This is a genomic window from Botrimarina mediterranea (genome assembly GCF_007753265.1).
Classification (GTDB): Bacteria; Planctomycetota; Planctomycetia; order Pirellulales; family Lacipirellulaceae; genus Botrimarina; species Botrimarina mediterranea.
The window spans coordinates 4,622,401-4,635,954 of the sequence record NZ_CP036349.1 but is presented as its reverse complement, the minus strand read 5'-3'; the positions used below and the strand labels follow the sequence as shown (position 1 = coordinate 4,635,954).

The 13,554-nt window shown below is 64.0% G+C and carries 9 protein-coding genes; all 9 read right to left on the bottom strand.

Going from position 1 to position 13,554, the window contains the following annotated elements; translation table 11 throughout:
* Positions 1-48: 48 nt before the first annotated feature.
* Complete coding sequence (locus Spa11_RS17815) at positions 49-900, bottom strand: CheR family methyltransferase (protein WP_145114725.1); 852 nt, start codon at positions 898-900, stop codon at positions 49-51.
* Positions 897-1,982 (bottom strand): protein-glutamate methylesterase/protein-glutamine glutaminase, encoded by a 1,086-nt coding sequence (locus Spa11_RS17810; protein ID WP_145114723.1) that lies wholly within the window; start codon positions 1,980-1,982, stop codon positions 897-899. Before Spa11_RS17810 ends, Spa11_RS17815 begins: the two co-directional genes overlap by 4 nt.
* 59 nt (positions 1,983-2,041) lie before the next feature.
* Positions 2,042-4,387: a methyl-accepting chemotaxis protein gene (locus tag Spa11_RS17805; protein WP_145114721.1), complete on the bottom strand. Its 2,346-nt coding sequence runs from the start codon at positions 4,385-4,387 to the stop codon at positions 2,042-2,044.
* A gap of 70 nt (positions 4,388-4,457) precedes the next feature.
* Entirely contained in the window at positions 4,458-4,925 is a 468-nt protein-coding gene (locus Spa11_RS17800; RefSeq protein ID WP_145114719.1) for a chemotaxis protein CheW, read from the bottom strand.
* Positions 4,922-7,669 carry a hybrid sensor histidine kinase/response regulator gene (locus Spa11_RS17795; protein WP_145114717.1) on the bottom strand — a complete coding sequence of 916 codons (2,748 nt, stop codon included), beginning with the start codon at positions 7,667-7,669 and terminating at the stop codon, positions 4,922-4,924. The genes Spa11_RS17800 and Spa11_RS17795 overlap by 4 nt, the downstream gene beginning before the upstream one ends.
* Positions 7,670-7,909: 240 nt before the next feature.
* Positions 7,910-8,665 (bottom strand): NYN domain-containing protein, encoded by a 756-nt coding sequence (locus Spa11_RS17790; protein ID WP_145114715.1) that lies wholly within the window; start codon positions 8,663-8,665, stop codon positions 7,910-7,912.
* A 137-nt stretch (positions 8,666-8,802) separates the two neighbouring features.
* A complete protein-coding gene (locus Spa11_RS17785; RefSeq protein ID WP_145114713.1) occupies positions 8,803-10,050 on the bottom strand; it encodes an aspartate/ornithine carbamoyltransferase family protein in 1,248 nt (415 codons plus the stop codon).
* A gap of 132 nt (positions 10,051-10,182) precedes the next feature.
* Complete coding sequence (locus Spa11_RS17780; RefSeq protein ID WP_197529490.1) at positions 10,183-11,589, bottom strand: matrixin family metalloprotease; 1,407 nt, start codon at positions 11,587-11,589, stop codon at positions 10,183-10,185.
* A gap of 304 nt (positions 11,590-11,893) precedes the next feature.
* Entirely contained in the window at positions 11,894-13,549 is a 1,656-nt protein-coding gene (locus Spa11_RS17775; RefSeq protein ID WP_145114708.1) for an ABC transporter permease, read from the bottom strand.
* Positions 13,550-13,554 lie beyond the last annotated feature (5 nt).

Sequence of the window (13,554 nt, the reverse complement as noted above, 5' to 3'; positions counted from 1 at the left end):
GAGTAGCGGGTATCAGGCACCCACCGACGACTAACACCGCCGGCCGCGCTAGCGCTTCAGCGTCGCGACGCCGTTGCAGCCGTTGGGTTGATAGCACACCGCGCGGCAGTGTTGCTTGGGCGCCCAGTTGGGGCCAAGGTCCATCAGCGACTCGCCCGAGCCGGTAAACAGCCAGCCGCCACGATTGAGCGTCTGTCCGAGACGCTGGAACAGCGACTTGCGGTCCGTAGGCGTGAAGTAAATCGCCACGTTGCGGCAGAAGATCAGGTCGAACGTGCCCACATTCGTAAAGGGCTTGAGCAAGTTGCGAACCTCGAACCGGCAGCGACGTTTCAGCACGTCGTTCACCCCCCAGCCGCCGGCCGACTTCACAAAATAGGCGCCGCGGTACTTCTGATCGAGCCCGCGATTGACTTCGAGTTCGTTGTAGACGCCGCGTTGCGCTTGGGCGACAGCGGCCGGCGAGATGTCGGTGCCGTAGATCTGCAGGTCCCAGCTCTCGAAGTCGGGCACGACGTCGGCGAACGCCATCGCGATGCTATATGCTTCTTGGCCCGTGCTGCACGCCGCGGACCAAACGCGGAACTTCTTTGGAAACAGCGACCCAGCCTTGGCGTCGATTAACTCCGGGAAGATCTTGTATCGCAGGGCGTCAAACGGCGTGTTGTCACGGAACCACAGCGTCTCGTTGGTCGTGATGGCGTCCACCACGTCGTTCTTGAGCCGCGCGTCGACCCGCACCTTGCGGGCGAAGTCGACGTAGCTCGCGCAGCCCGCTTGCTTAACGAGCTTGGCGAGCCTGCCTTCGATCAAATAGTCCTTACTGGTATCGAGATAAATCCCGCAAAGCTCGTTGACCAGGTCGCAGATCGCGTCGATGTCGGCTCCGTTTGGTTTCATACCAGCACCCTCCCGGCCGCAATCGCGCCCAGGTGATCGGCGATCTGATTCAACGGGAGCACTTCGTCGGCTAGGTTGTTCTCGACAATGCTCTTGGGCATGCCGTAGACGACGCAAGACGCCTCGTCCTGCGCTAGCACCATCCCGCCAGCGGACTTGATCTGCTTGGCGCCAAGCGTGCCGTCGTCCCCCATGCCGGTGAGGACAACCGCCAGCGCACGGGCGCCGTAGCCGCTCGCCACCGAGCGGAACAAGAAGTCGGCCGATGGCTTGCAGTTGCGTTCCGGCGGATCGTCGGTGAGTTGGATGGTGGCGCCGGCGGGCTGCTTCACGACCCGCATCATGCGGCCACCCGGGGCGATGATGATCTCACCGCGCCGCAGCGGTTGGCCTTGGGTCCCTTCCGAAACCCGGAGTTGGCAACGCTTATCGAGGTCGTCGGCGAGGCTCTTGGTGAACATCGGCGGCATGTGCTGCACGACGACGATCGGCGTCGGGAAGTTCGCCGGCAGTTTCGGCAGAAGTTGGGTGAGCGCCTGCGGCCCGCCGGTCGAGACGCCGATGGCGACGATCTCGGGCCGCAGGTTGGGCAGCCTCGGCTTGGACGCTGCCGGCCGAGCCGGGATGGCGGTCCGCAGGGCAGGTGCGGTTCGCGCCGACGGCGCCGCCAACCCACGGAGGCGGGCCGCGTTGACTTTCGGCGCGAGGTCGTGACGGAGTTGCAAGATGCTCTCGTCGAGTGAGTTGGTCGTCGGCTTGAGAATAAAATCGAACGCCCCCAGGCTGAGGGCTTCGGTCGTCGTCTTCGCACCGCTGGCGGTGAACGCGCTGACCATGATCGCCGCGACGTCGATCTGCTTCCTCTGCAGTTCCTTGAGTACGCCGATCCCGTCGAGGCGGGGCATCTCCAGGTCGAGCGTCACGAGATCGGGACGCAACGCCTCGATCTGCTCGACGGCCCGAGCCCCATCGGTAGCGATCCCAACGACCTCGACCCCCGGGATCGCCGCGAGCACATCGCGGACGACCTTGCGGTACAAGGCCGAGTCATCGACTACCAGGCATCGCAAGGGGCGGGACATTGGAAGCGGTTTCAGGGTGGGGTCAATCGGGGGAGGCTTAAAGCAGTCGCGTCGACGACTCACAGCCGGAACTGCGAGACCATGCCATTCAGCTCGGTGGCGAGTCGGGCCACTTCGGCGCCGGCCGACTTGGTGTCGTTAGCGGCGACCGCCGTTTGCCGGGCGCCGTCGTCAACGCCGGTGATGTTGTCGGTGATGCCGCGGCTGGCGGTCGCCGATTGCGAAACGCCGCATACGACCACTTCGGTCGCCGAAGCGGCCTGCGAGACGTTCTGTGAAATCTCGCGCGTCGTGATGCTCTGCTCTTCGACCGCCGCGGCGATCGTGCGGGCGACATCGTTCACGTTGGTGATGACCGAGGTGATCTCCCGGATCGATTCGACGGCATCGCCGGTCGAGTTCTGGATCCCTTCGATCCGCTTGCGGATGTCATCGGTGGCCGATGCGGTCTGCTTGGCAAGGTCCTTAACCTCCGAGGCGACCACGGCGAAGCCCTTGCCGGCCTCGCCTGCGCGGGCCGCTTCGATCGTGGCGTTGAGCGCCAGGAGGTTCGTTTGTTCGGCGATGTCTTGGATCACCTCGATGACCTTGCCAATCTCGTTGGCGGCTTGCCCGAGCCCGCCGACGCGATCATTGCTCACTTCGGCGAGACGCGCCGCCCGGTCGGCGACATTGGCGGACTGTTCGGCGTTCTTGGCGATCTCGTTGATCGTCGAGGTCATCTCTTCGGTCGCCGCCGCAACGCTCCGGACATTGGCGGCCATCTGCTCGCTCGTCGAGGCGATCTCGCCGATGCTGTGCGACATCTGTTCGGCGGCGTAGCTGACTTTAGTGGACTGCTGCCCCGTCTGCTCGGCGCCGGCGGCGAGAGAGACGGCGGTCATCGCCAGTTGTTCTGAGGCGCCCGACAGCGACAGGCTGGTCTGAGACACCTGTTGCAGGATCTTCTGGACCCGCTCAATGAACACATTGAACCAGTGGGCAAGCTCGCCGAGTTCGTCACTCGACTCATCGACACGGCGGGTGAGGTCGGCCTCGCCCTCAGCGATGTCCTGGATACGGCTCCCCAACGAACGGATCGGTCCCAGGATCGATCGACCGACCAGCCAAGCGAGGGCCAGAACAGCTGTAGTTGCGGCGATCAGTACGCCGACGCTCGTCCACAGCAGGCTCGACGCGATTGAATCGGCCGTTTCTTCCATCGAGGTCATGGCTGCGAATGCTTCCGCAGCGTCCATCTTCGAGACGATCGCCCATCGCAGGCCGAGCAAATCGACCGGGCCGTACGCGCTGAGCGTTTCGACGCCGCGATAATCGTCAGCGACATCCGATCCCTTTTCACCTTTGAGAGCGGCCGCGATGGCCGGCGTATCAACGCGGCCGGAGTCGCCACGACGGAACGACGCGTCGAGGCTGTGCGTCTCGGGCTCTAGGTGCGAGTCGCTCCGCATCTTCTTGTCGGCGCCGACGAGGATCGCCTCGCCGGTTTCGCCGAGCCCTTCCCGGTAAGCCATGATCGCCTTGATGCGATCGACGGGCATCTGGAAGCACAAGACTCCCAGCCGCTCGTCACCGTCGAAGATCGGCGTCGCGATGAAGCTCGCCGGCGCCTCGTACGAGGGGGCATACTGCTCGAAATCGACGAGCGTCACTTCACCCTTGTTGAGCGTTTGAGCTTTACGGAACGCGGCGCCGAAGTTCGACGACGCGTAGGCGCCATCCGTCAGCGAAGTGGTGAAGTCGAGTTCCTTGAAGACCGAGTAGACGACGTCGCCCGATTCGTTGTCGATCAGGAAGATGTCGTAGTACCCAAACTTGTCGAGATAGTTGCGGATGACAGGGTGGATGACGGCGTGGAGCCGGCCGTAGTCGGTCCGCTCGTCCGCTGTGTCCAGCAGGTGCTTTGATCCGAGCGGATTCTCATTCTTCAGAAGGTAGGCGTGCTGGAGGGCCACCGACTCGTCGTCGAGCCCATCGATCCATGCCTCATAGTCGGGTGTCTGGCCGTCATTCAGATCGGTGTACCGCTTCGCGAAGTCGTTGGCGTAGAACTCACGCAACTCGTTGCGGAGCGTCTCGATCGACGCGTCATCGTTAGCGATAGCGTCCGCGTAGCCAGTGAAGAAGCCCGGCAAGTGTCGCATTGCCTCGACGACCATACGGTCTTCGGCAAAGGTGACGGCCTGGTCGCCAATCCGCGCGAAGTACTCCTCGATCTGCTGGGTCTTCAATCCGCGTTGCTGTTCGAGCAGCGATACCGCGCGGGTGCGGATGTCGTTGGCGGCGTGCTCACGCAATTGGGCGACGCCACCAATCGACGATCGGTAGCTGACAATCCCCGCGACGAGTAGCGGCGCGACTCCACAAGCGAGGAAGCCGAGAGCGAGACGAGTGCTGATCTTCATCGGAGGTATCTAGTCAGGAGGGGCAGCAGGACGGCTAACCCCGTGGTGGGGATCGGTTGCGAGTTGATTGTTAATCGCGGTCGGACAGCACTTCTTCGACATCCAGCAGTACGCAGATGTCTTTCTCTAACGTGTGAACCCCTAAGAAGAACTTCCCGTCGACGCCATCGACGTTCGAAGGGGGTTCGCTGATCTGGTCGGGACGGACGGTCAGGATGTCCGAGATCCGATCGACCAGCAGGCCTATCGCCTCGCCTTGCGAGTGAACGATGAGGTTCCGGGTGTCGCGGGTCTGCTCCGCAGGGGGCAGGCCGAGCACGGTTCGCAGGTCGATCACGGTCGCGACCTCGCCACGCAGGTTGATCACCCCCCGGACATGACGCGGCGCATTCGGCACCGGGGTCATCTCGAGTTGACGGTTGATCTCCTGGACCAGGCGGATATCGACTCCCATCAGTAGCTCGCCGACGTAGAACGTCGCGAATTGTACCCGGTCGTTGGAAGTCGAAGTCTCTTTGGATGTCGCGATGGCGTTCATGCGTAGCTCCCTACAGTGCGGCCGCGCTGGGCTTGGCCGGCGAAGTTCTGAACAGCGGTCAGCAGCTTGTCGCGATCCATCTTGATCTGGTAGTCGTCGATGCCCACTTCCATGCCGTGTTGGATGTCGGCCGAACCGGCCAGCGACGTCAACGCGATGACCGGTATCGAAGCGAAACGCGGGTCATTCTTCAGGCGTTCGCAGAGCTGAAAGCCGTTCATGTTCGGCATCTCGATGTCGGTAACGAGCAGATCGAATCGCTCGCGCTCCGAGTCGAGCTCTTCCCATGCGAGCTGGCCGTCTTCACAGTCAACGACGCGATAGCCTTTCTCTTCGAAGATGTTCTTCACCTGGGTGCGGAAGAACCCCGAGTCCTCGGCGAGCAGAATCATCGGCGCCAGCGACTCCTCGTTCAGCTCGGGCTCGGGGTCATTGGCGAACCACTCGGGGTGACACATCTGCGTCAGCTCGAAGAGGTCGATGAGCCGCAGCGTCCGCTCGTTGTAGACCAATGAACCGATAACGCCCGGCTCGCGGAACGTGACCGTGTCGATGTTGACCGGGACGTCGCGGATGTCTTCGAGGATCGGGGCAATGAGTCCCACCTCGCGGCCGCGTGCCTCATAGACCACGACCGACACGCTCTCGGCGAAGTCGCCGGCGCCGGTCGAGATGCAAGATTCGAGCCGCATCAGCGGAAGGGTGGCGTTGCGGTACTGAAGCACCTCGCGCCCACCGACGGAGTCGATCTGATCGACCCGGACCCTTTCGATGCGGGCGATGATATCCATCGGGACCACAAACGAGTCCTTCGGATTGTTCTTGAAGAACAACAACGACTGGCGGTCCTCGTCCTTCGTGCTAGAGGACAGGGCGTCGGCGTCCTTATCGCGGAGCTCTTCTTCGCCACGCAGGTTGAGGTCGCCAGCGATCCCAGCGATATCGAGGATCAAGGCGACATGACCATCGCCCAGAATCGTCGCCCCGGCGAGCTTCCGGCAGTTCTTGTGGTGGCGCCCGAGTGGCTTGACGACGATCTCTTCCGAGTCGTGCAGCGCGTCAACGACCAGGCCGAAGCGGGTCTGCCCCGTGTCAACGACGATGACGTTCGTGGCGCCCGTGGCGTTCCCTTGGATCGGGCCCTCGGCCGGGGCACAATCGAGCGTCTCACGCAACCGCACCAGCGGCAAGAGTTGACCACGGAGGCGGAGGACCTCGGCGTCCTTGACACGGCCCAGCTTCGAGCCACGCTCGCTTTCGCGGACGCGGACCAGTTCGGCGATGTTGACCTGCGGGATCGCGAAGCGGTCGCAGCCGACCTGGACAATCAGCGACGGGATAATGGCGAGCGTCAGCGGCAGCGTAACGATGATGCTCGTACCGACGCCCGGTTCCGACTCAACGTCAACCGTGCCGCCCAGCTTGGAGATGTTCGTACGGACCACGTCCATGCCGACGCCACGGCCCGAAACGTCGGTCACCTCGGCTGCGGTGGAAAAGCCCGGGGCGAAGATCAGCCGCAAAGCATCGCGGTCGTTCATCGACTCGGCTTGCTCGGCGGTAATGACGCCCTTCTGCACCGCCTTCGCGCGGAGCTTGTTGGGGCAGATGCCGCCACCGTCGTCCTTGATCTCGATCCGCACCTTGCCGGCTTGGTAGCAGGCCTTGAGCTGGATGGTCCCCTTGGCGGGCTTGCCGGCGCCGAGACGCGTCTCGGGAGATTCGACGCCGTGATCGCACGAGTTGCGCACGAGGTGCGTGAGCGGGTCGCCAATCGCCTCGACGATCGTCTTGTCGACCTCGACCTCCTTGCCCTCGATGACGATATCGCATTGCTTGCCGAGCTTGCTCGACAGGTCGCGGACGACTCGCGGGAAGCGGCTGAACACGGTGCCGATCTGCTGCATCCGCGTCTGCATGATCGCTTCTTGCAGCTCGCTGGTGATCTGGTCCAGCCGGGCCGAAATCGCCTCCAGGCCCGTCCGCTCGGTGGTCGACACCGCTTGCAGTAGCTGGTTGCGGCTGAGCACCAGCTCGCCGGCAAGATTCATTAGGCTATCGAGCACGCCGACCGCGACGCGGATCTGCGCCTCGGGAACCGTCTTGCCCGGCGCGTTCTCTTTCGAGTCGCCTTCGGAGCCGGGCGTCGGCTCTTGCGTGGCGGATGGCGGCTTCAGCGCGGCGGCTTTAGCGGCCTTCTTGGCGGCTAGCTTGGCGTTGATGACGGCTTCGAGTTCCTCGTCGGTCGGCACGCCGGACGGAAGCTGGGCGGGTGGCGCCGCCGGGGCGGGCTCAGGCTCAACCGCGACTGGCGTAACGGGCTGCACAGCCGGCTGCGGGGCGGGCTCGTTGCCGATATCCAGCGCCGCGGCAGCGATGCGTTCGAGCGCCGCGATGTGGTCGCTGACATCGACTCCGTTGGAGTTCTCGACGTCCTCGATCAAATGCTTCAGCGCGTCGGCGCCCTTGAGCATGTCGTCAACGATCGCCGACGTTGGCGTCAGCTCCTCGTTACGCATCATGTTGAGGACGTTCTCGAGGTTGTGCGCCAGGTCATTGACCGTCCGCAAACCGAGGAAGCCCGCGGCGCCCTTGATCGAGTGAATGGCACGAAAGACTTCGTTGACGAGGGCGACATCGACGCTTGGCGCCGCCTCTTCAATCGCGAGAAACTGGTTCTCGATTCCGGCTAGGTGTTCGTTTGCCTCGACGACAAAATCGACGAGCAGCTCATTGTCTTCCACGGGGAACTCCTGAAGGGATCCTGCGGACTCGGCGCTTGGATGGTGGGCGACCAGTTCACACGCTTTCGCTAGGGAAACGCGGTCCGCCAAACGTAAGTCACGAATTGGTGTTCCCTCCTGCGCAGTGGCAACCCACGGCAAGAACGCGCAAAAATGTCGCGGGAATGTCGGAATCTCGTCCCCTGCGAGTTCCGGCTTTGCGGATTGGGACGGTCAGAGTGGCGTAGCCCTGCGCCGCGGTCAGCGTCTGGGCCTGTGATCGGCTCGGTTGTCGCCGTTGTCGTCGCCGTCAAGAAGGTCCTCGCCGTATCCAGGCGGAAAGAGATCGTCGATCCCCGCGCCAAACGCGCCGGCGGGCTTGTCGCCAGTGGGGTCGAGCGGCGGGCGCCGCCGTTTCTTGGGCTTCTCAGCGGCCGGTCCCGACGGCGCGGGCGCGTCTTCGGCATGCCGCGGCGGCAATCGCTTCGGCGGCGCCGCGGCGGCCGCCTGACGTTCGATCTCCGCGAGCGCTTCGGGATCGGAAAACTCGGCCACCCAATCGGCGGTGGTTCCAACCGGACCTATCGGCTTGGCGCTAGACGCCTCGTCTGCAATCACTGGCCGCCGACACAAATCGGCGAACCACGCGTCGCTATCGACCCACCTAGCGCCACTAGAGCGCGCCGCGCGTTGCACGCGACGGTCGCCCGAGACCACCGTGAGGTGTTTTGCCCGGTGCATCGGCTCGAGGATCGCCTCGATCATCTCGTCGGCGTTGGGAAAGCCACGGGCGAACCGTAGGTCAATCCCGTCGCACTCCACTCGGTCGGGCAGCCCCGGCGGGGCCTCGGCGGCGTCGAAGACGATCACCGTTGCCCGCCGCTCCACAGCCGAAAGCCGCTGCGCCAAAAACGCGACCAGCGCCTCCCGCGACCCCCGCAGCGTCCCCGCCAACTCACCCGCGCCGAACAAGTCGGTGGCGTGCAGCAGGTTGTAGCCGTCAATCAAGAGACGCATGGCGGGGCCTGACGGCCCAGGGGTTTGGGGCGAGGGACAGGGCACGAGGGAGAGAAAAGGTGAGCAATCTAGGACGGTAAACCATCCAATCCCTCGTCCCTAACCCCTCGTCCCTAGCCCCTGGGGCCGTCAGGCCCCTAACTGCTGTACTCGTGCCTCTCGTGGAACTTGCGGTGGTAGTAGCGGTCGATTTGACCGTCGGCGTCCATCAGATGGGCGAGCAACGCCGCGCGGACCCACATCCCGTTACGGGCCTGGCGAAAATACATCGCCCGGGGGTCGGCGTCGATCTCGGCGGGGATCTCGCCGAAATGTTGGTCGCGGGGGAATGGGTGCAATATCGGAGCGTACGCTTTCATACGTCGCACCAGGGTTGTTGTTAATTTGTAGGGCGTCAGGTCGAGCTGTGCCATCGCCGCGGCGTCGTCGGCCGTGTCGTGTTCCTTCTGCACCCGTGTCATGTAGAGGGCGTCGAGCGTCTCGATGACCGGCTTGCCATTCACGGACGCCTCGAGTGAATCGACCTCGAAGATCGGCACGCCCTTCTGCATCAGTCGCTGCCTCAGGTCGTCGCGCATCCGCAGCTTCTCGTGGTCGGGTGTCACGAACACTAGCCGCACGCCCGGATATTCCGCCAGCAGCATTGCCAACGAACGCACCGTGCGCCCGCGGCCGATGTCGCCGCAGAAGCAGTAGGTCTTGTCCGAGAGGCCCTTCGCCAAGTCGCTGTAGCCGTAAGAGCTGCGCAGCTCGTCGAGACGGCTTACGGGCGAGTCCATCGGGTTCTCGAACTGGAACGTCCGCTGCAAGGTGTAGATGTCGAGCAGCGCCTGCGTCGGGTGCTCGTCCGCGCCCGACCCGGCGTTGACGATCGGCACGCTCCGCTGGCCGCTCCGCTCGAGATCGTTCATCAGGTACGCGCACGACTCCGCCAAGCGGGCCAGCGGCGAGCGCATGATGATCAGATCGAAGTAGCTCGAGAACATACGAATCGAGTCGAACCGCGTCTCGCCCTTCGCTTCGCTCGAGGTGCTCGCGTCGCGGACTTCATTGCAGACCATGCCGAGGATCTGGCATGCCGCAGTGAACGACAGGAAGGTCCGCGTCGAAGGCTGCGTGAAGTACAGCATGGCCCGCTTGTTGGCGAGCAGGTCGCGCAGAAAATCTTGCCCGGGCCGTGACTTCGACATCACGCGGATCTGGTCCGCGGTGTCGGCGAGGTTCTCCAGCAACTGCGGCCAGAGCTGCCCGGCGAAGATCACGTGCTTCAGCCGCACGCCCTCTTGCAGCTCGGCGGCCTTCTCCCGCACGGGGCGGGTGAGGCGGCTCTCGTAGGCGCGTAGATCGAGTTCGTCGCGTGTCGGCGGGACCGTCGGTTCGGTCATGGCCATCCTATCCGGACGGGGCGTCCGGGATGCGGGTCGGGGCGTCCGCGGGGCCCGCCTGGGGCGCCCCGCGCACGGGCGACCCTCCTGCCGCCCGCAAGCTCCGGTTATGGCACAGCCGAAAGCCGAGCGTCAAGCCGCGGAACGCCGCGGCGCTACGGCCGCAAAGCCAATCAACAGCATCGCGAGCGTCGCCGGCTCGGGAACCGCCAGCGCCGTGAACAACATGTCGAGCCGATACAGCTGAATGTCGTCCACCGTGCCCCGCACGAAGAGCGAGTAATCGAGTCCCGGAACGAGGTTCACGGATACGATGGACTTCCGCGTGAGGGTCCGCGGGTCGGCGTCGGCAAGCAGAGCGATCCCCTGCGTCGCCGAGCTGCTGTAAAGCGACAAGTCGAGCGGGTTCAACTGCGAAGTCACCAGAGGAGACTGATCGCCGTCTTGCGGGCCTTCGTTGTAGGTGCGACCGAGCTGAGTGATGACGATCTGAGCGTCCACCGGAGAACTGACGGAGAAGCTGTAGAAGTCACGGTCGTTGAGACCATCGATGCTGATGAAATCGGTCATATCTCGGGAGACCACCTGCGCGCCGCCATGGATGCCGAGTGACCAGCGATCGCCGGCGTTAATGACGCCGATCGGCGTCGCCCGGGGTTGCGTGTCGTTGCCTCCATTCTTCTCCAACGCGTCGCCGTAGTTGCGGTGGGCGGCGCGGATGTCGTCGATCTGCGGACCGTCGAACTCGCTCTGGATGAACGGCTCCATCAACTGGCCCGAGTTGTTGGAGTCAACGTGGTTCAGCCCGAGCCCGTGACCGGCCTCGTGCATCAACGTATTACGCATCGCCCGGGAGTCGTTCGCGCGATTGCCGTAAAAAGAAAAGTTGTCGGTGTCGATCACCATGTCCGCATGGTTCGGGTAATAGTTGTAGGCAAGCGTGTTGCCACCCGTCGACCCGTCGATCGAATGGCCGCCGATCCGCGCGTCGGCGTACACGCCGCGCTGTCCAGCGGGAGTGGTGGTGCCATCGATCGCGGCGCCGCCGTCGTTCGGTTCATAGACGTAGGTGATGCCGGCGACCTCGGACCATCGGTTGAACGCGTCCTCAAAAAGTCGGAACCACGGGGCATTCTCGATCCCTCCCGGGCCCGCGCCGTACTGACCGTTGAGCATCGAAATCAGGCTGCTCGAATCGCCACCGTCGCCTGGGATCGGCGTGCCGTCAGCGACGATGCCCCAAGACAATGTGATCGGGGTGCCGCGGCTACTGGTCGACGGGTTGTAGGAAGTCGAACTCCAGCGATTGGTGATGCGGAACTCGCCATACGGGACCTCTTCCTCGTCGAGCGACGAACCGAGGCTGTCCGTAGCGTCGCCGACATAGGGCTCCGAGCGGAAAGCGCAAGCCAGACCGGACATGCACGAATAACAGCCGCATGCGCCCGAGACAACGGCGGCGTACAAAACAATGACGGCAAAAATACCGACAGACAGCGCCCCCTGAGCGCTGGGGAGGGGGCGGCGGCTCGTAGGCATGGAGGTCGACTCGGCTGCAAGAGTTGCGTGGTGAAGAGCTGCCGCCGCGGGCGCCATTCGGGAGCGTCGGGCGAGACGCCGCTCCGCGTAGTTTGCCCTGGGCTGCCAGGGCCGTCAAACAGACCGCGAGGTTTCGAGGGATCGTCGCGAGGGTAGGGGGTCGCCGCTATTTAATACCGTCTATCGCGGTTTGGTTACGAGGAACCACGGATTACACGGATGCCACGGATGGGATTGGCGGTTTTGCCGCTACACCGAGGGCATTTTAGACCCTTGCCCATTCGGGCAATCCGTGCAGAAAGGTTCAATCCGCGACGCGCCAACGCGTCTTGAAGAGCCACATCAACAGGCCCAACAGCGCCGTGTTGTAGACCACCGACCAACCCACGTGGGCGAAGAACAGCACCGGCTCACCCTTTGCCTGGGCCGCTTCGGCGGCGGGGTTGTCGGCGGCTTTTTCGCGGTCGTAGTCGAGCGGCAACGCGAAAGCCGCCGCAAACGGGCTCACCGCGCTCGCCGCCGCCATGGCCTCGCCCGCCGGCGTTCCGCGGTAGAACGTGTCGGCGAAGTACTTGCCGGCGAGTGGCGCCAGGAACAACGTGATGATCACCAGATAACTCGCCACGAGCGCGGTCGACGTCTTGGCCGACATCGTCGAGCACACCAGCCCCGTCAGCGATGTCGTCAGGCACGCCAATAAGAAGATCACGAAGTAGCCGCCAAGCGTCAGCAGATTGAGCGGGTTCTGGAAGGTGTAGATCGGGATGATGCACGCCAGCAGCACGGGCCACATCAAGAAGCCCGTCAACACCGTCGAGACGCGCAGCCCCGCGAGCAGCTTGCCCCAGAGGATCTGCCACGGCGTGATCAGCGTCGTCAGCAACAGGTCGAGCGTCTGTCGTTCGCGCTCGCTGGCGACGCTCCCCGCCGAGAAGACGGGCCCGCACAGCATGTTGAACAGCAGCACGTAGGCGATGTGCCACGGCGCCAGCCACGGCGCGACGTACAGGCAGTAGCCCATGATCGGGATCGCCAGCACCATCGAGATCTGGATCACGATCCGCAGCATCAGCGTCCCGCCGCTGAAGATCTCGCTACGCATCTCCTTGTCGTAGATCGGGTTGGCGCCCTCCGGCAGAAAGTCAGTCCGCTTCGGCGGCGCAAAGAGCCGGTCGGGGAACGCGTCGCGGTCGATGTACAGGCCGATCGCCTTGGTCGATTCGCTCTCGACGTCAACGACGTCCTGCCCGCCGGCGCCAAGGTCGGGCGGGTAAAGCAGCCGCTTCCGCGCCATGTCCCACAACACCACCGACCCCGCCAGGCAGAAGGCCGGCACGAAGGTCGTCGCCACTAACAGCCGCGCTTCGCCGAGCGACTGCAACTCGATCCACACCAGCACGCCCACCAAAGCCAACGGCAGGATCATCAGGTACGACACCACCAGCGCCGCAGCGGTCCGGCCAAACAGGCTGCTCGCCCACAAGCTCACCATGCCGAAGAGCACGATCGACGACAACATCGCCACATAAGCCGCCGCCACGTCGTAGAAGCCGACGCCACCCAGCGGCAGACACAGCATCACAATCGGCAGCGAGCAGAACACGAGCACCGCCAAGTGCGTCAGCGACGCCAGCAGCTTGCCGAGCACCACCGCCCCGGGCCGCAGCGGCGACGCCACCAGCTGCTCGAACGACAGCCGCTCCTTCTCACCGGTGATCGCCCCCGCCGCAAAGCTCGGCGCCATCAGCGAAGCCAGCAGGTACTGCCCCAAGAAGAACAGATTCACCAGCCGCTGCGCCTCGGCCGGCTGCGCCATATCAATAACCCGCTGCTGCGGCCAAGCCAGCAGCACGATCCCCCCCAGCAACGCCACATAAGCCGCCAACAACAAAAACGCCCGCGGCCGGCGCAAATTCGCCAACAACTCATGCTGCAGGACGGGATTCTGCGTTAGGTACACGGGTC